This is a genomic window from Brachybacterium sp. SW0106-09, from assembly GCF_001293905.1.
In the GTDB taxonomy this organism is placed as follows: Bacteria; Actinomycetota; Actinomycetes; order Actinomycetales; family Dermabacteraceae; genus Brachybacterium; species Brachybacterium conglomeratum.
In genome coordinates this window covers 42,853-62,716 of the sequence record NZ_BCAK01000023.1, presented here as the reverse complement: position 1 = coordinate 62,716, position 19,864 = coordinate 42,853, and the positions used below count along the sequence as shown (strand labels likewise).

16 protein-coding genes and 1 pseudogene are annotated in these 19,864 nt (G+C 71.1%); 4 read left to right on the top strand and 13 right to left on the bottom strand.

Annotated features, from left to right (window positions below):
- The 8 genes and pseudogenes from Y09_RS17895 to Y09_RS11155 all read right to left on the bottom strand — a co-directional run.
- A pseudogene (locus tag Y09_RS17895) lies at positions 1-234 on the bottom strand (hypothetical protein); the annotation flags it as partial.
- A 77-nt stretch (positions 235-311) separates the two neighbouring features.
- Positions 312-566 (bottom strand): hypothetical protein, encoded by a 255-nt coding sequence (locus tag Y09_RS11185; protein ID WP_010552349.1) that lies wholly within the window; start codon positions 564-566, stop codon positions 312-314.
- Between the two features lie 575 nt (positions 567-1,141).
- Positions 1,142-1,558, bottom strand: a complete 417-nt coding sequence (locus Y09_RS11180) for a cytochrome c oxidase subunit 4 (RefSeq protein ID WP_010552350.1) — start codon at positions 1,556-1,558, stop codon at positions 1,142-1,144.
- 1 nt (position 1,559) lies between these two features.
- Positions 1,560-3,272 carry a cytochrome c oxidase subunit I gene (gene ctaD / locus Y09_RS11175; RefSeq protein WP_053917776.1) on the bottom strand — a complete coding sequence of 571 codons (1,713 nt, stop codon included), beginning with the start codon at positions 3,270-3,272 and terminating at the stop codon, positions 1,560-1,562.
- Positions 3,269-4,207, bottom strand: a complete 939-nt coding sequence (gene coxB, locus Y09_RS11170) for a cytochrome c oxidase subunit II (protein ID WP_010552352.1) — start codon at positions 4,205-4,207, stop codon at positions 3,269-3,271. The genes ctaD and coxB overlap by 4 nt, the downstream gene beginning before the upstream one ends.
- 396 nt (positions 4,208-4,603) lie before the next feature.
- Positions 4,604-4,963, bottom strand: a complete 360-nt coding sequence (erpA, locus tag Y09_RS11165; RefSeq protein ID WP_053917775.1) for an iron-sulfur cluster insertion protein ErpA — start codon at positions 4,961-4,963, stop codon at positions 4,604-4,606.
- Positions 4,964-5,116: 153 nt separating this feature from the next.
- Positions 5,117-5,413 carry a hypothetical protein gene (locus Y09_RS11160; RefSeq protein ID WP_234695706.1) on the bottom strand — a complete coding sequence of 99 codons (297 nt, stop codon included), beginning with the start codon at positions 5,411-5,413 and terminating at the stop codon, positions 5,117-5,119.
- A complete protein-coding gene (locus Y09_RS11155; protein ID WP_053917774.1) occupies positions 5,410-6,849 on the bottom strand; it encodes a dipeptidase in 1,440 nt (479 codons plus the stop codon). Before Y09_RS11155 ends, Y09_RS11160 begins: the two co-directional genes overlap by 4 nt.
- Positions 6,850-6,951: 102 nt before the next feature.
- On the opposite strand from Y09_RS11155, the gene Y09_RS11150 reads away from it, so the two are divergent.
- Positions 6,952-7,545, top strand: coding sequence for a DUF3043 domain-containing protein (locus Y09_RS11150; RefSeq protein ID WP_053917773.1), 594 nt, complete (start codon positions 6,952-6,954; stop codon positions 7,543-7,545).
- Between the two features lie 70 nt (positions 7,546-7,615).
- On the opposite strand, the gene aspS is transcribed toward Y09_RS11150, so the two are convergent.
- Complete coding sequence (gene aspS, locus Y09_RS11145) at positions 7,616-9,442, bottom strand: aspartate--tRNA ligase (RefSeq protein WP_053917772.1); 1,827 nt, start codon at positions 9,440-9,442, stop codon at positions 7,616-7,618.
- A 312-nt stretch (positions 9,443-9,754) separates the two neighbouring features.
- Here aspS and Y09_RS11140 point away from each other — a divergent pair, with 312 nt between their 5' ends.
- Entirely contained in the window at positions 9,755-11,656 is a 1,902-nt protein-coding gene (locus tag Y09_RS11140; RefSeq protein ID WP_053917771.1) for a DEAD/DEAH box helicase, read from the top strand.
- A 194-nt stretch (positions 11,657-11,850) separates the two neighbouring features.
- On the opposite strand, the gene trxA is transcribed toward Y09_RS11140, so the two are convergent.
- Positions 11,851-12,219 (bottom strand): thioredoxin, encoded by a 369-nt coding sequence (gene trxA, locus Y09_RS11135; RefSeq protein WP_053917770.1) that lies wholly within the window; start codon positions 12,217-12,219, stop codon positions 11,851-11,853.
- An 85-nt stretch (positions 12,220-12,304) separates the two neighbouring features.
- On the bottom strand, positions 12,305-13,669 hold the full coding sequence (gene hisS, locus Y09_RS11130; RefSeq protein WP_053917769.1) for a histidine--tRNA ligase: 1,365 nt from the start codon (positions 13,667-13,669) through the stop codon (positions 12,305-12,307).
- 233 nt (positions 13,670-13,902) lie between these two features.
- Between hisS and Y09_RS11125 the strand changes: the two genes are divergently transcribed.
- On the top strand, positions 13,903-15,723 hold the full coding sequence (locus Y09_RS11125) for a DUF349 domain-containing protein (protein WP_053917768.1): 1,821 nt from the start codon (positions 13,903-13,905) through the stop codon (positions 15,721-15,723).
- Between the two features lie 113 nt (positions 15,724-15,836).
- Entirely contained in the window at positions 15,837-16,775 is a 939-nt protein-coding gene (locus Y09_RS11120) for a hypothetical protein (protein WP_053917767.1), read from the top strand.
- Here Y09_RS11120 and Y09_RS11115 read toward each other — a convergent pair.
- Positions 16,762-19,179, bottom strand: coding sequence for a bifunctional (p)ppGpp synthetase/guanosine-3',5'-bis(diphosphate) 3'-pyrophosphohydrolase (locus Y09_RS11115; RefSeq protein ID WP_053917766.1), 2,418 nt, complete (start codon positions 19,177-19,179; stop codon positions 16,762-16,764). The two genes, Y09_RS11120 and Y09_RS11115, sit on opposite strands and share 14 nt — an antisense overlap.
- Before the next feature lie 92 nt (positions 19,180-19,271).
- Entirely contained in the window at positions 19,272-19,859 is a 588-nt protein-coding gene (locus Y09_RS11110) for an adenine phosphoribosyltransferase (RefSeq protein WP_148639626.1), read from the bottom strand.
- Positions 19,860-19,864 lie beyond the last annotated feature (5 nt).

Sequence of the window (19,864 nt, the reverse complement as noted above, 5' to 3'; positions counted from 1 at the left end):
CTCGACCTGAGGTGTTGCGTCCACCAGTTGAATCCACCCTGGCTCCCGCGGTCCGAATGTACGGTACACACAGCAACATCTCCACGGTGGGATGTGACGTTGGGTGTTCATCACGAGGCGGACCTTCATCCGGTCGCTGATCGAGTAGCCAACGATCCGGCCGGAGAACACGTCCTTGACTGCGCAGAGGTAGAGTTTGCCCTCGTTGGTCGAGTGTTCCGTGATGTCAGTCATCCATAGTTCCCTGACATCATCGGCGGCGATATCGCGTTGGACGAGGCCATCGTGGGGCGGTCAGGGCGACTGCCGCTCTAGCCCCGCTTCTTCCCGAAGGCCAAGAACCACTGGTTGTCCCGGCAAATCCGCCACACGGTCCGCCGACACATCACCTCCCCGGCGACCGCAGCCTCGTCCGCCAGAGGTCGATAGCCGAAGGTCCGATCGTCGGGGTGCTCGTTGAACAGGGCGTTGGCGCGGTAGGCCTCGACCAGCTCAGCCTCGGTGACCTGCTGATTCCGCCAGCGGTAGTAGGGTCGGCGAGAGCCCTTCAGGGCCCGAAGGGGCACCGCGACAGGAATCCCGTCGCCAGCGAAGCTCGCTCACGAGCAGGCAGAACCTATTCCCGGCAGGTTCGCCTGGGAGAGGTAGGCCGCGACGTGGCGGAGGATCTCGTTCTGCTGCTCGAGCTACCGGTTCCAACGACGAAGGTCGCGCAGTTCGCTCGACTCTTCCCGAGTCCTCCCCGAACGGTTTCTATCCTCGACATCGGCCTGGCGCACCCAGTTCGTCAGGCAAAACTCGGGGATCCCGAAGTCGTGAGGGATCTGAGAAAGCTTCTAGCCAGGTTCACGATTCTTCCCGACGCGCAGGACCTTGTCACGGAACTCCTGGAGATAGGGCGCAGGCATGATGTACATCCTTCCCTGCGATGCTGCTCAGCGCCACAGATGATGTGCCACCCACGTGCACCAGTCCCCTTCGTCGCGATCTTGACTCCGTCCTTACCGGAACGGGCCACCCGCACGAGATGTGCGTGGAGCTCTACCGGGCAGGGAGCGGGCGTAGTGCAAACCCCTCCAAGCGATCCAACAGGGAAGCCAAAACAGATGTCACCTATCAGTGAAAGTACCCCGAAAAGCAGTCAGTGGGCATGCTGGCCCCGCGAGAACTCGAGCACCCAGAGAAGGATGCCGTAGATCGCGAAGATGACGCCGAAGGCGAAGATCCACCAGCCGGCGGCGACGCCAAGGAAGCAGAGACCCGCTCCGACCGCAGCCCACAGCGGCGCCCAGCTGTAAGGGCTGAAGCTGCCCTGCACACCGGCGTCCGCCTCGACCTCGCCATACATGTCCTCTGAAGGGCCCAGGTCGTTCTTGCGCACCGCGAGGCTCATAGCCATCCCGATCATGAACGCCAAGCCCGTAAGAGCAACCATCACAGGGAAGCCAACCGTCTCAACGCCTAGCGGATCGAAGGTACCGGTAAGCAGTCCGTAGGCAATCGTGACGGCCAGGAAGAAGGCGCCCAGGATCCAGAAGATCTTTGCGGTTGCTCTCATGTCAGTTCGTCCTCGGGTTCTTGGCGGGCTCCTCCGCGAGCATGTGGTCCTGCAGCGCGACCTCGGGGTGATGGAGGTCGAAGGCAGGGCGCTCGGAGCGCACGCGGGGCAGCGAGTGGAAGTTGTGGCGCGGCGGCGGGCAGGACGTCGCCCACTCGAGCGAGGCGCCGTAGCCCCACGGATCGTCGACCTCGACCTTCTTCCCCTTCAGGTGGGTCAGGACCACGTTGAGGAGGAAGGGCAGGGTGGAGACGCCCATGATGAACGCGCCGACGGTCGAGATCTGGTTCATCCAGTCGAAGCCGTCCTCGGCGAGGTAGTTCACGTACCGACGCGGTGCGCCGGACACGCCCAGCCAGTGCTGGATCAGGAAGGTCATGTGGAAGCCGATGGTCAGCAGCCAGAAGTGGAGCTTGCCGATGCCCTCGCTGAGCTTGTAGCCGAACATCTTGGGCCACCAGAAGTAGAAGCCCGCGAACATCTCGAAGACCACGGTGCCGGCCATCACGTAGTGGAAGTGGGCGACCACGAAATAGGTGTCTGAGAGGGGGAAGTCGAGCACCGGCGAGGACAGGATGACGCCGGTCAGGCCGCCGAAGATGAAGGTGGTGAGGAAGCCGAGCGTGAACAGCATCGGCGTCTCGAACGTGAGCGAGCCCCGCCACATCGTGCCGACCCAGTTGAAGAACTTCACGCCCGTGGGCACGGCGATGAGCATCGTCATGAAGGCGAAGAAGTCCAGCATGACCGCGCCGGTGGTGTACATGTGGTGCGCCCACACGGTCACCGACAGCGCCGCGATCGAGATCGTCGCGCCCACCAGGGTCTTGTAGCCGAAGATCGGCTTGCGCGAGAACACCGGGATGATCTCCGAGGCGATGCCGAAGAAGGGCAGTGCGAGGATGTACACCTCGGGGTGGCCGAAGAACCAGAACAGGTGCTGCCACAGGATCGGACCGCCGTTGGCGGGGTCGAAGATGTTCGCGTCGAAGCGGCGGTCGGCGCCGAGCGCCAGCAGGGCCGAGGCGAGCGTAGGGAAGGCCATGAGCACCAGCACACCGGTGATCAGGGCGTTCCAGGTGAAGATCGGCATGCGGAACATGGTCATGCCGGGCATGCGCATGCAGATGATCGTGGTGATGAAGTTGACCGCGCCCAGGATCGTGCCGAAGCCCTGCAACGCCAAGCCGAAGACCCACAGGTCACCGCCCAGGCCGGGCGAGAACGTCGTGTCCGACAGCGGCGCGTAGGCGAACCAGCCGAAGGACGCGGCACCCTGCGGGGTGAGGAAGCCCGCCACCACGATGAGCGAGCCGAACAGCGTGATCCAGAAGGCGAACATGTTCAGCCGCGGGAAGGCCATGTCCACGGCGCCGATCTGGAGCGGCACGAGGTAGTTCGCGAAGCCGTTGAACAGCGGCGTGCCGAACATCAGCAGCATGATCGTGCCGTGCATGGTGAACAGCTGGTTGTACTGGTCCTTGGAGACCACGACCTGCAGCCCGGGCTCCCACAGCTCGGTGCGGATGCCGAGCGCGAGCAGGCCGCCGAACGCGAAGAACGCGAACGCCATGCCCATGTACATCATGCCGATCAGCTTGTGATCGGTGGTGGTCAGGAGCTTGAAGAACTGGCTCCCCAGGTTGGTGGGGCGCTCCTCCTGGAACCGCGCGGGCGCCGTGGTGCTCGGCGAGGCGGTGACGTCGGTGCTCACTGGTCGTCTCCCTCGTTGCCGCGGGTCGCGGTCTCCTCGGTGTAGCGAGGACCGGCGTCGTCAACCTTCTCGCGCATGCTCCACTCCTCCTCGTTGCGGTTGAGGTCCACGCCGAGCTGGCCCTCATTGCCCTGCTGGCGCAGCTCCTCCATGTGCGCGTCGTAGTCCTCCTGGGACACGACCTTCAGCGTGAAGAGCATGTCCGAATGGTACTCGCCGCACAGCTCGGCGCACTTGCCGGAGTACTCGCCGATGCGTGTCGGCGTGACCTGGAAGCTCGTGGTGCGCCCCGGGATCATGTCCTTCTTGTACAGGAAGTCCACGACCCAGAACGAGTGGATGACGTCGCGCGAGTCGAGGCGGAACTCGACGGTCTGGTCGACGGGCACCCACAGCACGGGCAGCGACTCCTCGGCGCCCGGTTCGCCGGTGGCGAAGGACTGCACCCCAGCGGGCTCGTGGACGTTGTCGTCGACGTAGTTGAAGTCCCAGCTCCACTGCTTGGCGACGACGTTGACGGTCACATCAGGCTCGGCGACGTGCATCTCCACCTCGCGCGTATCTCGCTGGGTGAAGTAGAAGAGCGTCAGCACCATCACCACGGGCACGAGGGTGAACATCAGCTCGAGCGGCACGTGGTAGCGCAGCTGGATCGGGAAGCCCTTGTCGTTCTTCCGGCGGCGGTAGGCCACCGCGCACCAGATGGTCAGGCCCCAGATGATGAGGCCGACGAGGATCAGCACGGACCAGGAGCCGACCCAGAGGTTCGTGATCCTCTCGGTCTGGTTGGTGACCTCCTGGCCGTCGTCGGGGCCGGGGAGGAACCCGCGCTGCTGCGCCTGGGTGCAACCGGCGAGGACCAGTGTGGCCAGGGCGAGGCCGGCTGCCGCTGCGCGGCGGCCGCGCCGCGCGCGCTTGGGGACCTGGGGGATCACAGGGAATGACCTTCCGCTCGTCGTCTCCTGCCCTCGTCGCCGACCCGGACGGAGGATCCGGGGCGGCTCCGCGGCGCGGAGCTGGTACTGACGTGGGCTGAACACACCCACAGTGCCGCGCCCGCCCCTGAGGAGCGAGCCGTGGCGGACCCGGGAAGGCCCGTCACTTGACGGCACCTCGTCATCATACGGCGTCCGACGGGTGGTGCGGGCACTTCGACCCACCGTGGACCTCCCCTTTCGCGGCGCCGTGACCGGTCCGTGATCTGCACGTCGCGACGATCACACCCGCAGCGCCCCGGGAGGGCGGGGTCACCGGGCGCGGAGCGCATGCGGAAGGGCCCGGGCCACGTCGTCAGGACGTGGCCCGGGCCCTTCGGCGCGGCGGGGCGGGACTCAGGAGAAGGAGTCGCCGCAGGCGCAGGAGCTGCCCGCGTTGGGATTGTCGATCGTGAAGCCCTGCTTCTCGATGGTGTCGGAGAAGTCGATGACGGCACCGCTGAGGTAGGGGCTGCTCATCTTGTCGACGATCACCTCGACGCCCTCGAAGTCGACGACCTGGTCGTCGTCCATCAGGCGCTCGTCGAAGTAGAGCTGGTAGATCAGCCCGGAGCAGCCGCCGGGCTGCACCGCGATCCGCAGGCGGAGGTCGTCACGGCCCTCCTGCTCCAGCAGGCTCGTGACCTTCTGCGCGGCGCCGGACGTGAGGGTGACGCCGTGCGCCGCGGCGGGACGCTCGGTGGTGGTCGTGGTCATGCGGTCCTCCTCGAAGCTCGATTCCGTCCAGGATACGCCCCGGCCGCCGGGAACGGGGAGGACCGTCGGCGGCGAGCCGCCTCACGTCCCTGCATCGGCCGACGGGGACAGCCCCGGCCGGTGGGCGCGGAGCCGCTCCCCTCCCGACCGCCGTCACAGCGCGCCGCGGAAGAGCGCCACCAGGATCACGCCCGCGTACCCGAGGAGCACGCCGGCGATCGCGCCCGTGGCGCCGTCCCGGCTGCGGCCCCTGAGCACGAGCGAGACGGCCGCCACGATCACGCCGAGGACCACGAGCGCGCCCCACCCCAGCAGGAAGTAGCCGGAGAAGAAGCCGATCGCGAGGCCCAGCACCAGCAGCGGGATCATCAGCGGGGAGACCGGCGCGGGCTGCTGCCCGCTCCCCCGGCCGGCCCCGGCGCTCTGGCGGCCCGGTCCCTGGCCGCTCATGCCCCGTCCCCGTCGCGGATCTGCGAGGTGCTCTCCGCGAGCGCGCCGGCGCCGCGCAGCAGCAGCGCCTCGGCCAGGCAGACCTTCGCGAACTCCCCGAGGTGGAGGGACTCGTCGATGCCGTGAGCACGGGACTCGGGGTCCTCGACCCCCGTGACCAGCACCTCGGCCTGCGGGAAGACCTCGAGCAGGTCGGCGATGAACGGGATGGAGCCGCCGAGCCCGGTGTCCACCGCCTCGGTGTCCCAGGCTCGTGCGAAGGAGCGGCGGGCGAGGTCCATCGCGGCCGAGCTCTGCGCGGCGCTGAAGGGGCGGCCCAGCTCTCCGCGGTGGATCGTGACCTTCGCCGTGGACGGGGCGTGGGACTCGAGGTGGGCGGTCAGCGCCTCCATGGCGCGCTCGGGGTCCTCGCCCGGCGGGATCCGCAGCGACACCTTCGCGCGGGCCACGGGCACGAGAGTGTTCGACGCGTCGCGCACGGAGGGGGCGTCGATGCCGATCACCGACAGCGCCGGACGGGTCCACAGTCGCGCGGTCAGCGGCCCCTCGCCGGAGAGCTCGGCCCCCTCGACGACGCCGGCGTCGCGGCGGTAGTCGGCCTCCTCCATCTCGACGCTCGGGCCCTCAGCGCGGCGCAGCCCTTCGACGGCGACCGTGCCGTTCTCGTCGTGCAGAGTGGCGAGCAGGCGGCTGAGCTGGGTGAGGGCGTCGAGCACGGGGCCGCCGAAGAGGCCGGAGTGGACGGCGTGGTCCAGGGCCCGCACCTCGACCACGAGGTCGACCAGTCCGCGCAGGCTCGTGGTCAGGGCGGGGGTGCCCACCGCCCAGTTCGCGGAGTCCGCGACGATGATGAGGTCCGCCGCGAGCGCGTCGCGGTGCGCCTCGATGAAGGGACGGAACGTCGGGGAGCCCGCCTCCTCCTCCCCCTCGACGAAGACGCTCACGCCGATGCCGTCGGCCGCGAGCTCCTCCCCGACCAGGCGCAGCGCGGTGACGTGGGCCATGATGCCGGCCTTGTCGTCGGCCGCGCCGCGCCCGTAGAGGCGGCCGTCGCGCTCGACGGGCTCGAAGGGGTCGCTGCTCCAGTCGGAGACCTCGCCGGTGGGCTGCACGTCGTGGTGCGCGTAGAGCAGCACCGTCGGGCGACCCGGGGCGGCCGGGCTGCGTCCGATGACCGCGGGGCTCCCGCCCGCGACGGACTCGATCTCCACCTGCTCCATGCCGGCGCCGCGCAGCAGCTCGGCGACGGCCTCGGCGCTGCGGCGCACGGGCTCCTGGTCGTACCCCTCGAAGGCGATCGACGGGATCCGCACCAGATCCTTCAGGTCCTCGATCGCGGCGGGGAGCAGGGGATCCAGGCGCTCGCGCAGCGCCTGCACCTCCTCCGGGGACGCGGCGTCGGCGGTGGGCGAGACGGGGTCTTCGTTCAGGCTCATGGCCCTCACGGTACCGCCGCGGCCGGGCGACGGACCCGAGTACGGGGCAGGCCCTCGCAGGGGTCCCAGGCGGCTCCCGTCCCCGTCGCCTAGAATGCCCCGGTGATCTTCCGCAAGTCCGAGCCCCCGCATCCCGCCGAGCAGTCCCCGGCCCCCTCCCGCCCCGGCACCAAGGGTCGCCCCACGCGCACCCGCAAGGAGGCCGAGGCGGCGCGCCGCCGTCCGCTGGTCGTCGACGACCGCAAGGAGGCGCGCAAGCGCGATCGCGAGCGCGCCTCCCAGGAGCGCATGGAGGCGCAGCAGGCGCTGGTGACCGGCGACGAGCGGAAGATGCCGGCGCAGCACCGCGGCCCCGAGCGCCGCTACGTGCGCGACGTCGTCGACTCGCGCCGCAACGTCGCCGAGTACTTCTTCCCGATCGCGCTGGTGTTCATGCTGGTGGCGCTGGTGCTGCCGCTGATCCGTCCGGAGATCACCACCGCGATGAGCACGGGCATGATCGTCGTGCTGTGGGGCGGCATCGCGCTGTGCGTGATCGACAGCCTCGTCCTGCGCCGCTCCCTGCGCGCGAAGCTCACCGAGCGCTTCGGCTCGGTGGGCCAGGGCCTGGTCGGCTACGGGATCATGCGAGCGATCCAGATCCGCCGCTTCCGCCTGCCGAAGCCGCAGATAAAGCACGGCGAGGCGCCTCGCTGAGCGACTCCCCTGGGACCACGAGAACGGCCGACGCGATCACTCGCGTCGGCCGTTCTCGTGTGCAGAGGGCTCAGGCCTTCGGGGAGGCGGTGCCCGTCTCGCCCTGCGGGGCGTCCTTCGCGTAATCCTTCGGCGCGTCCTTCGCGGCCGGCTTCGCGTCGACGCCCGCCTCCTTGCGCTGCTGCGGAGTGATCGGGGCGGGGGCCGCGGTCAGGGGGTCGTAGCCGTTGCCGGTCTTGGGGAAGGCGATGACCTCGCGGATCGACTCCTCCCCGGCCAGCAGCGCCACGATCCGGTCCCAGCCGAAGGCGATGCCGCCGTGCGGCGGGGCACCGAACTGGAAGGCGTCCAGCAGGAAGCCGAACTTCTCCTGCGCCTCCTCGGCGCCGATCCCCATCACCTCGAAGACGCGCTGCTGCACGTCCTGGGAGTGAATGCGGATCGAGCCGCCGCCGATCTCGTTGCCGTTGCAGACGATGTCGTAGGCGTAGGCGAGGGCGCTGCCCGGGTCCGTGTCGAAGGTGTCGAGGAACTCGGGCTTCGGCGAGGTGAAGGCGTGGTGGACCGCGGTCCAGGCGCCGCCGCCCACGGCGACGTCACCGGCCGCGCGGGCATCCGCGGCGGGCTCGAACATCGGCGCGTCGACGACCCACACGAAGGCGTAGGCGTCCTCGTCGATGAGCCCGAGCTTCTCGGCGATCTCGTTCCGGGCCGCGCCGAGCAGGGCACGGGAGCTCTTCGGCTCGCCGGCGGCGAAGAAGACGCAGTCGCCGGGGGCTGCGCCGGTCTTCTCGAGCAGACCCGCCTTCTCCTGCTCGGAGATGTTCTTGGAGACGGGGCCGGTGAGGGTCCCGTCCTCCTGGACGAGCACGTAGGCGAGACCCTTCGCGCCGCGCTGCTTGGCCCACTCCTGCCAAGCGTCGAGCTGGCGACGGGGCTGGGAGGCGCCGCCGGCCATGACGACCGCGCCGACGTAGGGGGCCTGGAACACGCGGAAGGGCGTGTCCGCGAAGTACTCGGTCATCTCGACCAGCTCGAGGTCGAAGCGCAGGTCGGGCTTGTCCGAGCCGTAGCGGCGCATCGACTCGGCGTAGGTGATGCGCGGGAAGGGGCCGGAGATCTCATGGCCGGCCTTCGCCCAGACGGCGGAGAGGATCTGCTCGGCCAGCGCGATCACGTCCTCCTGGTCCACGAAGCTCATCTCGACGTCGAGCTGGGTGAACTCGGGCTGGCGGTCGGCGCGGAAGTCCTCGTCGCGGTAGCAGCGGGCGAGCTGGAAGTACTTCTCGATGCCGCCCACCATCAGCAGCTGTTTGAACAGCTGCGGGGACTGCGGCAGCGCGTACCAGGAGCCCGGGGCGAGGCGCGCGGGGACCAGGAAGTCGCGGGCGCCCTCGGGGGTGGAGCGGGTCAGGGTCGGGGTCTCGACCTCGACGAAGCCCTGGTCCAGGAGGGTGTCGCGCGCGGCGCGGTTCACCTCGGAGCGCAGGCGCATCGCGGCGGCCGGGCCCTGCCGACGCAGGTCGAGGTAGCGGTAGCGCAGGCGGGTCTCCTCGCCCACCTCGCTGTGCTCGTCGAGCTGGAAGGGCAGCGGTGCGGAGGTGCTGAGCACCTCGACCTCGGTCGCGGTGACCTCGATCTCCCCCGTCGGCAGCTGCGGGTTCTCGTTGCCCTCGGGTCGGCGGTCGACGGAGCCGGTCACCTTCAGCACGTACTCGCTGCGCAGGTGCATCGCCTCGTCCTCGCGCACGACGACCTGGGTGACGCCCGCGGCGTCGCGCAGATCGAGGAACGTCACGCCGCCGTGGTCACGGCGACGGCCGATCCAGCCGGTGAGGGTGACGGTCTGTCCGATGTGCTCCTGGCGGAGCTCACCGGCGGTGTGGGTGCGCAGCACGGGATGTCCTTCGCGGTGTCGGGGGTCGGTGGCTCCCCGGCGCGGGGCGCGCGGGGTCCGGCGCACGGGGTGCGCGGAGAGGCCAGCCTACCGTCCGGGGTGAGGGATCTCGCCACCGCCGACCTGTCGGAGCGGGCCCTCTCCCCCGTAGACTCGAGATCTGTTCGACCTGCCGGAGCGCAGGTCCTTCCGCCCGAGTCCGCCCGAGCATGCCGTGCCCCGCGCATGGCGCTCGCAGCGCGGAATGTATGGGCAGCCACGCCCTGCGACCTGTTGGGGCCTGTTGAAACCCCTGACCGTCGTAAGGACGCCATGACCGAATCCCGCCCTGCCCCCGATGCCGCCGACCCCGCCGACGGGTCCGACGTCCCTGCCGAGACCGTGACCGAGAGCACCGAGGGGGCGGGCGCGCAGAGCGGGACCGCCCCGTCGGCCGCCGAGGAGCCGCAGGCCCCGGCCGGGCCCAGCTTCGACGACATCGACCTGCCGGCGCCGCTGCGCCGCGCGGTCGACGAGCTCGGCTTCACCACCCCCTCGGCGATCCAGGCGCAGGCGATCCCCTCGCTGCTCGAGGGCCGCGACGTGATCGGCGTCGCCCAGACCGGCACCGGCAAGACGGCCGCCTTCGGCCTGCCGCTGCTGGCCGCCGTGGACCCGTCCGTCCGCGAGGTGCAGGCGCTGGTGCTCGCCCCGACCCGTGAGCTCGCGATGCAGGTCGCCGACGCGATCTCCTCCTTCGCCACCTCCATGGGCGGCCTCGACGTGGTCGCCCTGTACGGCGGCTCCCCCTACGGGCCGCAGGAGCGCGCGCTCTCCCGCGGCGCCCAGGTCGTCGTCGGCACCCCCGGCCGCGTGATGGACCACATGCGCCGCGCGAACCTCAAGCTGGACACGATCCGCTTCGCGGTCCTGGACGAGGCCGACGAGATGCTGCGCATGGGCTTCGCGGAGGACGTCGAGGAGATCCTCTCCCACTCTCCCGAGAGCCGTCAGGTCGCGCTGTTCTCCGCGACGATGCCCGCCGCGATCCAGCGCGTGGCGCAGACCCACATGAAGGACCCGGTGCGCGTGAGCGTCACCCCGCAGTCCTCCACCGTCAAGAGCGTCACCCAGACCTACGCCGTGGTGCCCTTCAAGCACCGCACCGGCGCGCTCGCCCGCGTGCTGGCCACCTCGTCCGCCGAGGCGGCGATCGTCTTCGTGCGCACCCGCGCCGCCGCCGAGGAGGTGGGCTCCGCGCTGGTGGCCCGCGGCCTGATCGCGGCGTCGATCAGCGGCGACGTGCCGCAGAAGGAGCGCGAGAAGATCGTCGAGCGGCTCCGCGACGGCTCCCTGCAGGTGCTCGTCGCCACTGACGTCGCCGCCCGCGGCCTGGACGTCGAGCGGATCGGCCTGGTGGTGAACTTCGACGTGCCCAAGGAGGCGGAGTCGTACGTCCACCGCATCGGCCGCACCGGTCGCGCGGGCCGCACCGGCGAGGCGCTGACCTTCATCGGCCCGCACGAGCGCCGTGCGCTGAAGAACATCGAGCGCGCCACCAAGCAGACCCTCGCCGAGGCGGACATCCCCTCGCCCCGCGACGTCTCCAAGCATCGTCTCGCCGCACTGCTGACCCAGGTCCCCGAGCGGATCGAGCGGGGCCGTCTGGAGCTGTACCGCGAGCTGATCGGCGAGTTCGTCGCCGAGAACGAGATCGACCCGCTCGAGCTCGCCGCCGTGCTCGGCGCGATGACCGTGGGCGACGAGGGCCCCGGCGCGGCGACGGAGGACGAGGAGTTCACCGGCGCGCAGCTGCGCGGGGACGACCGCGAGCGCGGCGACCGCGGCCCGCGTGAGGCGACGCCGATCGAGCGCGGGTACACCTCCTATAAGGTCGGGGTCGGCCACTCCCACGGCGCGCGCCCGCCGGGCATCGTCGGCGCCATGACCGGCGAGGGCGGCCTGCACGGGAAGGACATCGGCAAGATCCAGATCTTCCCGCACTTCTCTCTGGTGCAGATCCGCGGCTCGCTCACGCCGGAGCAGATGGACCGCATCGGCCGGGCGAAGCTCGGCGGTCGCGAGCTGCGCATCGGCCCGGACCGCGGGCCGCGCGGGGGCAAGGGCCCGCGTCGTGACGGCGAGCGTCCCTTCCGCCGCGACGACCGTCCGCGCCGTGACGACCGCGGCGGCCGCCCCGAGGGCAGGCGCCGCCCCTTCCGCCGGGAGGGCTGAGCGCCGCTCCCGCCCCGGTGCCGGCCCCGCCTCGGTGGGGCCGCCCGGGGCGTGAGCTCGGCGGTGCACGGCTCCGCCGGGAATCTCGCGGCGCAGCGCCTCCGCACAGACAGGACCCCGCCACCCTCCCGGGTGGCGGGGTCCTGTCGTCGTCGGGGTCGCGGGGCGCGACCGGGGTCGACCCTGCGGAGGGATCAGCCCTGCTTCTGCTCGGCCTCGGCGTAGGCCTTGCGGACCTCGTCCATGTCCAGGTTCTTCACCTGGCCGATGAGGTCCTCGAGCGCGGACTGCGGCAGGGCGCCCGCCTGGGAGAAGACCGGGATGCCCTCGCGGTAGGCGACGAGGGTCGGGATGGAGGTGACGCCGTAGCGCATGGCGAGATCCTGCTGGTCCTCGGTGTCGACCTTCGCGAAGGTGACGTCCTCGTGCGTCTCCGAGGCCTCCTCATAGATCGGGGAGAAGCGCTGGCACGGCACGCACCAGCCCGCCCAGAAGTCGATCAGGACGATGCCGTCCTCGACGGTCTTGTCGTGGTTCTCGGTGGTCAGAGTGAGCGTAGCCATGACCGCTGGAACGCCGCGGCCCCGGGGATCATTCCCCCGAGGCCGCGATGTGAGCCAGCTCATCCGCCGGCGGTCGAACAGGCCGTCAGTCCGTCTGGTCCTCCTGGGCGGCGAGGACGCGCGGGCGAAGGTCTTCGGCGGGGGGCTGCCAGGTGGTGGCGTCGGCCGCGGACTGGTCGCCGCTGCGGATGTCCTTGACCTCTCCGCCGGTGCCCTCCTCGCCGGGGAACCAGATGAAGGGGATGCCGCGGCGGTCGGCGTAGCGGATCTGCTTGCCGAACTTCGCGGCGCTCGGGGCCACCTCGCAGGAGATGCCGCGGGCGCGCAGCGCTCGGGCGGCCGCGTCGCTGCGGCCCCGGTGCTCCTCGTCGGCGACCGAGACGAGCACGCAGGTGGGGACCGCGCGGCTCGGGGCCGCCATCCCGGCCGAGACGAGGCGGGAGACCAGCCGCGAGAGGCCGATGGAGAGGCCGACGCCGGGATAGGTGTGGCGGTTGTCGGAGGCGAGACGGTCATAGCGCCCGCCGGAGCAGATCGAGCCGAGCGACTCGTGCCCGGCGACGAAGCTCTCGAACACGGTGCCGGTGTAGTAGTCCAGGCCGCGGGCGATCGAGAGGTCCGCGACGATCATGCCGGGCACGGCCGCCTCGACCCGCTCGATGACTGCGGTGAGCTCGGCGATGCCCTCCTCGACCATCTCGCCGCTTCCGCCGAGGTCGCGGACCTGCTGGGCGAAGGAGGCGTCACGGGTGCGGATGGAGGCGAAGGCGAGCGCCCTCTGCGCCTGCTCCTCGCTCGCACCGGCCTCGTCGTGCAGCAGGGCGGCCACGGCGTCGGCGCCGATCTTCGGGAGCTTGTCCAGGGCGCGCAGCACGGGGGTGTGGTCCTCGAAGCCGATCGCGCGGAAGAAGCCCTCGGAGAGGCGGCGGGTGTTGGCGTGGATGCTCACCTGCGGCAGCGGCAGGCGCGAGAGGATCTCCGCCATCACGATCGCGACCTCGGCCTCGACGTGGCCGGGCAGGGTGTCCTGGCCGATCACGTCGAGATCGGCCTGGTAGAACTCGCGGAACCGGCCGTCCTGGGGGCGCTCGCCGCGCCACACCTTCTGGATCTGGTAGCGCCGGAAAGGGAAGGCGAGGTCGTTCTGGTGCTCGAGCACGTAGCGCGCGAGCGGGACGGTGAGGTCGAAGTGCAGGCCGAGGGTGCGGGAGCGGTCGGCGCCGGTGTCCTCGTCGCCCTCCTCGGCGTGGAGGCGGCGCAGCACGTACACCTCCTTGTCGATCTCGCCCTTGCGCAGCAGCTGCTCGAGCGGCTCGACCGCGCGCGTCTCGATGCCGGAGAACCCGTGCAGCTCGGCGACCTCCCGGAACACGTCGATCACGTGCTGCTCGACGAGGCGCTCGGAGGGGAGCCACTCCGGGAATCCTGACAGGGCGGCGATCTTCGCCATGCGGTGCACTTCCTTCTGGTCGTCTGCGGTGCGCGCCCATTATCCCCTCTCGAGGCCGGGCGCGCCCGAGGTGCGGTCGCACGGCGCCGGACGAGGCGGAACGCCGGCGCGCTCCGCTGTAGAGTTCCCTGACGTGGTCGCCCCGGTCCGTCCGTGACGAGCACCCATCAGCCCGGCCGTCCTGGTGACGGCAGTGTCCCGCCCTGCAGCGGATCCCATCGAAGGAGCTCATCGTGAGCGAGTCCGAGACTTCCCTCCCCGCCGACCAGGCAGCCGCCCAGCCCGCCGACGCCGTCGTCGACGCCACGGCCGAGCAGACCTCCGCGGAGCCCTCCACCCCCGAGTCGCAGACCACGGCCGCCGAGCAGGCGACCGCGGAACTGTCGACCTCGGAGCAGGCGACCGCCGCCGAGAAGGCCGGTCCCGTCGCCGCCGCCGAGAACGGCGAGCCGGCCGCAGCGGCCGAGCACGGCGTCGAGGCCGAGCAGAGCACCACGACCGAGGAGAGCGCCTCGACCGGGGAGTCCTCCGCGGCCGACACGACCGCCTCGGAGGCTGCGGCTGCCTCGGAGGCCACGACCTCCTCGGACGACGCGACTCCCGCCGACGACGCGGCCCCCGCCGCGGGAGCGGGCGCCTCCACCGCGGCGACGCCTGCACCGACTCCCGTGCCGAAGCCCGCGCCGGCCGGTCCCCGCCCGCGCCCGGCCGCCCCCTCCCCCGCCGCGCTGGCGGGGAAGAAGCCGACGGCGGCGCTGCTGCCCGTCGCTCCCGCGGCCGCCGAGCACGACCCCGCCGAGATCGCCGCGGCGAAGGCCTTCGGCAGCGTGGCGGAGGACGGCACCGTCACCGTCCAGGACGGCACCCAGGTGCGCACGATCGGCACCACGACCGAGACCGACCACGACGCCGCGCTCGAGCCCTTCGCGAAGGGGTACCTGGACCTGGTCGCCTTCCTCGACCAGACCGCCTCCGCCCTCACCGCGCCCGAGCACACCCAGAACGAGCTCAACCGGCTCCTGGAGAACCTGCGCAAGAACATGAAGGAGCCGCAGGTCGTCGGCGACATCCCGGCGCTGCGCGCACGCGCCTCCGAGCTGCGCGAGCAGGCCAAGGAGAAGATCCGGGCGCTCGAGGCGAAGCGGGCCGAGGGCCGGGAGGCCGCGACCCGTCGCCGCACCGAGTTCGTCGAGTCGATCGAGGCCCTGGTCGCCACCGACCCGGAGCAGATCTCCTGGAAGAACGCCGGTGAGACGATGCGTCAGATGGTCCCGACGTGGAAGCAGATGCAGTCCGAGGACATCGGTCTGGACCGCCCCACCGAGGAGGCGCTGTGGAAACGGCTCTCGGCCGCCCGCGCCTCCTTCGACCGGATGCGCAAGCAGTTCTTCTCCCAGCTCGACGAGCGGCATGCCGAGGCCGCCGCGCAGAAGGAGGAGCTCATCGCCCGCGCCGAGGCGATGCAGGACTCCGCCGACTGGGGTCCGACGGTCCGGGCGTACAAGGACCTCATGAACCAGTGGCGCCGTGCGCCGCGCGGCAGCCGCAAGAAGGACGACGCCCAGTGGAAGCGGTTCAAGGCCGCCCAGGACACGTTCTTCGCGGCGCGCAACGCGGACCTCCACGAGACCGAGGCCGAGCAGCGCAAGAACCTCGAGGTGAAAGAGGCGCTGCTGGTCGAGGCCGAGGCGCTCGACCCGGGCAAGGACCTCGACGCGGCGAAGTCCGCGCTGCGCTCGATCCAGGACCGCTGGGAGGAGGCGGGCAAGGTGCCGCGCGGCGACATGCGCCGGATCGACGACCGCCTGCGGGCCGTCGAGCGTGCCGTGAAGGACGCCGAGCAGGCCGAGTGGCGCCGCACCGATCCGCGCACCAAGGCGCGCGTCGAGGGTGCGTCCTCGCAGCTGCACTCCGCGATCGCCTCCTACGAGGAGGCGCTGGAGAAGGCCCGCGCCGGCGGCGACCCGAAGAAGATCGCGGAGGCCGAGGCGGCGCTCGAGGCCCGCAAGGAGTGGCTCGCCGTGATCGAGCGCTCCGCCCGCGGCCTGGGCTGAGGCGCCCGCGCGCCGGCCGCCGGCGCCGCGCACCTCTCCTCCCCACTGCCCCGCTCGTCCACAGGGACGGGCGGGGCGTTGCCGTGCGGACCGGTGGGGGCCAGGGTCGATGCATGGAGACCCTCGCCGCTGCCGCGCCCGCCCTCACCGCGCCCGTTCTCACCGCACCCGCCCTCGGAGTGCCCGTCGACGCCGCGCTCCGCGACGCCCTGGCGGACCCCGTGCTGCGCGAGCTCCTCGCCGACGAGCCCGCACAGGACGCTCCCCCGCCCTGCGACCGCCCGCTCCCATCTGTGAGGCTGCGCCCGATCGGGCTGTGCGCGGCCTGGTCGCATCACGCGGCGGACCTCGCCCTCCCCCTCGGCGCCGAGCTGCAGCGCTGGGAGGAGACCCCCACCACCGCCGCGATGGTCGCCCGCGGGGAGATCGTCCGACTTCTGCCCGGGGTGTTCCTGCCCCCGGATCTCCTCGGGACCTCGGTGCGCCGGGCCCTGGCGCTCGGCTGCGCCCTCGGGGAGCACCTGCAGTCCCATCACGTGATCGCCGGGAGGAGCGCCGCCTGGGTGCATCTGGGCGGTCGGCCGCCGGCATCGCTCGAGCTGCTCTCCCCGGCGCACCGAGGGATCCTCGCCGGCGTGGTCCAGCGCCATGCCCGGCTCGGCCCGGGCGACATCGATACCGTCGGCGGCGCGCCCGTGACCACGCCCCGCCGCACCGCCTCGGACCTGCTGCGCTTCAGCCCCGAGGCGATCGCCCGCCCGCTGCTGAGGCGGCTCGAACGGGCGGGTCTGGTGGAGCACGAGGAGCTGCGCGCGCATCTGCACCGGCTGCACCGGCATCCCGGCGTGCAGGAGGCCCGGGAGCAGCTGGACCGGGCGCTCACACCGCTCGCGGCGCGGTCGGACACGGCACAGCAGGACGGGACCGGACGGTGCGGGCCGCGACGGGCCCCGGAGCAGCCGCCCACGGTGCGGCCGCTCGCGGGGGTGCGCCTCGAGGGTCCGCTGATCACAGCACGGTCGGAGCGGACCGGGCCTCTCAGCTCGCCGTGAGCGGTGCGCCGAGGCCGACGGGCCGGCCGTCGGCCGTGACGCGGTAGACGTCATAGACGCCCTCGACGCGCCTGACCTGGGCGAGCACGGACTGGAGGTGCGCGGGATCGGCCAGCTCGAAGGAGAAGAAGGTCGTCGCGAGCCGGTCGGTGTTCGACTGCGCCGAGGCGGACTGCAGATTGACCTGCTGCTCCGAGATCACCAGCGCCAGATCGGTGAGGAGTCGGGGACGGTCCAGCGCCTCGACCTTGATGTGCACGAGATAGGCGGTGGAGTGCCGCCCGGACCAGCTCGCCTCGACCATGCGATCGGGCTGCTGCTGCTGGAGCTGGATCGCATTGGTGCAGCTGGTGTGGTGCACGGAGATCCCCGAGCCGCGGGTGATGAAGCCGACGATCGGATCGCCCGGCACCGGAGCGCAGCACTTGGCGAGCTTGACCCAGAGGTCGGCGTGGCCGTCCACGATGACGCCCTGGTCCGTCTCCGCCGTGTGCCGTTCGGCGCGACTGCCCCGAGGGCGGACCTTCGAGGGCAGGGTGATCTCGGCGAGGTCCTCCTCCGCCCCGTCGGCGCCGCCGAAGGAGGCGCGAAGCTTCTCGACCACGTGCTGGGCGCCGGTGTGACCCTCGCCGATCGAGGTGTACAGCGCATCGATCGAGCCGAGGTTGAGCTCCGAGGCGATCGTGGCGAGCGTGTCGTGGGTGAGCAGGCGGCGCATGGGCAGGTCCTGCCGGCGCAGCGCCTTGGCGAGCTCCTCCTTGCCCCGCTCCAGCGCCTCCTCGCGACGCTCCTTCGAGAACCACTGGCGGATCTTGTTGCGCGCCCGCGGGGACTTCACGAAGCCGAGCCAGTCCCGGCTGGGGCCGGCGTCGGCGGACTTCGAGGTGAAGATCTCCACGACGTCGCCGGTGGCGAGCGCGGACTCCAGGGAGACCAGGCGCCCGTTCACCCGGGCCCCGATGGTGCGGTGCCCCACCTCGGTGTGGACCGAGTAGGCGAAGTCGACCGGGGTCGAGCCCTGCGGCAGGGCGAGCACGTCCCCCTTCGGCGTGAAGATGTACACCTCCTGCGTGTTGATCTCGAACCGCAGCGAGTCCAGGAACTCACCGGAGTCGGTGGTCTCCTTCTGCCAGTCCATCAGCTGGCGCAGCCAGGCGGCGTCGTTCGTGATCGCCGCGGACTCGCCGCCGCCCTGGCCGCCCGCCATCGCCTTGTACTTCCAGTGCGCGGCGACGCCGTACTCGGCCCGACGGTGCATCTCGCGGGTGCGGATCTGGACCTCGACCGGCTTGCCGGTCGGGCCGATCACGGTGGTGTGCAGCGACTGGTACAGGTTGAACTTCGGCAGCGCGATGTAGTCCTTGAAGCGGCCCTGCACCGGCGACCAGCGCGCGTGGAGCGTGCCGAGCACGCCGTAGCAGTCGCGGACCGTATCCACGAGCACCCTCACGCCGACCAGGTCGTAGATGTCGGAGAAGTCGCGGCCCCGCACGATCATCTTCTGGTAGATCGAGTAGTAGTGCTTGGGCCGGCCGGTGACCTCGGCCTTGATCCGCGCCTTCTTGAGATCCTCCTGGATCTGGGAGGAGACGGTGGAGAGGTACTGCTCGCGCGCCGGGGCGTGCTGGGCGACCAGCGAGACGATCTCCTCGTACACCTTGGGGTAGAGGACCTGGAAGGAGCGGTCCTCCAACTCCCACTTCATCGTGTTCAGCCCCAGGCGGTGCGCGAGCGGGGCGTAGATCTCGAGGGTCTCCTTCGCCTTGCGCTCCGCCGAGGCGGCCGGCACGTACTTCCAGGTGCGGGCGTTGTGGAGGCGGTCGGCGAGCTTGATCAGCAGTACGCGCACGTCGCGGCTCATCGCCACGATCATCTTGCGCACGGTCTCGGCCTGAGCGGCCTCGCCGTAGGTGACCTTGTCCAGCTTCGTCACGCCGTCGACCATGACGGCGATGACCTCGCCGAACTCGGCGCGCAGCTGGTCCAGGGAGTAGTCGGTGTCCTCGACCGTGTCGTGCAGGAGCGCGGCGGCGACGACATCGGCCGGCGAGCCGAGCTCGGCGAGGATCGTGGCGACCGAGACCGGGTGGGTGATGTACGGGTCGCCGCTGCGGCGGGTCTGGCCGCGGTGGGCGCGCTCGGCGACGGTGTACGCCTGGCGCACAAGCTCCTGGTTCTCCTTCGGGCTCACCGCCGTCATCGTCTCCAGCAGCGGTGCGAGCAGCGGATCCACCGGGGAGGAGCGCGGGGCGAAGAAGGACAGGCGCGAGCGGGAGCGTCGTGGCGCGGTCGAGGGGGTGCGCGGCGAATCGGGCTGTGCGGGCGGTGCGGCGGGAGGGCGCGCGGCCTGGTCGGCCGGGCCTGCCTCGGCCCCGGCCTGCTCGGATGCGGTCCGCTCCTGCATGCACACCTCCCTGCCTGGAAGGCCACAGTCTACGCGCGGGCGACAGGGGTGCGCGCCGCGTCCGCCGGCGGCGGACGGCGACGTCCCGGGGATCAGTCGGGGATGGACCAGACAGTGGTCAACGGAACGTCCGGCAGCAGGTCGCGGCCGCCGAGGCCCTCGAGCTCGATGAGGAAGGAGGCGCCGAGCAGCTCGACGTCGAAGCGTCGGGTGAGCTCGACCGTCGCCGCGGCGGTCCCGCCGGTGGCGAGCAGGTCGTCGAGCACGAGGGTCCGCGCGCCGGCCGGGAGCGAGTTCTCGGGGATCTGGATCTCGGCGCTGCCGTACTCGAGCTCGTACTTCAGCCCGGCCGGGCGGCCGGGGAGCTTGCCCGCCTTGCGCACCGGGATGAACCCGGCGCCGAGCTCGTAGGCGAGCGGTGCGCCGAGCACGAAGCCGCGGGCCTCGGTGCCGACGATGTACTCGATGCCCTCGGGCAGCAGCGTGGTCCAGTAGCGGATGACGCGGCGCAGCGCGTTTGCGTCGCGCAGCAGCGGGGTGATGTCGCGGAAGAGCACGCCCGGGGTCGGGAAGTCCGGGTACTCGGCGATGTGCGTGCTGCGCAGCGTCTCGATCTCGGCGGCGGTGGGGATCTCCTCCGCGGTGCGGAGCGGGGCAGGGGCGGTCTGCGGGTCGTTCATCGGGT

Excerpts from the sequence above, each read along its gene's own strand:
- Y09_RS11180 (WP_010552350.1), bottom strand. The coding sequence starts at position 1,558 with ATGAGAGCAACCGCAAAGATCTTCTGGATCCTGGGCGCCTTCTTCCTG.
- erpA (WP_053917775.1), bottom strand. The coding sequence starts at position 4,963 with ATGACCACGACCACCACCGAGCGTCCCGCCGCGGCGCACGGCGTCACC.
- Y09_RS11160 (WP_234695706.1), bottom strand. The coding sequence starts at position 5,413 with ATGAGCGGCCAGGGACCGGGCCGCCAGAGCGCCGGGGCCGGCCGGGGG.
- Y09_RS11155 (WP_053917774.1), bottom strand. The coding sequence starts at position 6,849 with ATGAGCCTGAACGAAGACCCCGTCTCGCCCACCGCCGACGCCGCGTCC.
- Y09_RS11140 (WP_053917771.1), top strand. The coding sequence starts at position 9,755 with ATGACCGAATCCCGCCCTGCCCCCGATGCCGCCGACCCCGCCGACGGG.
- trxA (WP_053917770.1), bottom strand. The coding sequence starts at position 12,219 with ATGGCTACGCTCACTCTGACCACCGAGAACCACGACAAGACCGTCGAG.
- hisS (WP_053917769.1), bottom strand. The coding sequence starts at position 13,669 with ATGGCGAAGATCGCCGCCCTGTCAGGATTCCCGGAGTGGCTCCCCTCC.
- Y09_RS11120 (WP_053917767.1), top strand. The coding sequence starts at position 15,837 with ATGGAGACCCTCGCCGCTGCCGCGCCCGCCCTCACCGCGCCCGTTCTC.
- Y09_RS11115 (WP_053917766.1), bottom strand. The coding sequence starts at position 19,179 with ATGCAGGAGCGGACCGCATCCGAGCAGGCCGGGGCCGAGGCAGGCCCG.
- Y09_RS11110 (WP_148639626.1), bottom strand. The coding sequence starts at position 19,859 with ATGAACGACCCGCAGACCGCCCCTGCCCCGCTCCGCACCGCGGAGGAG.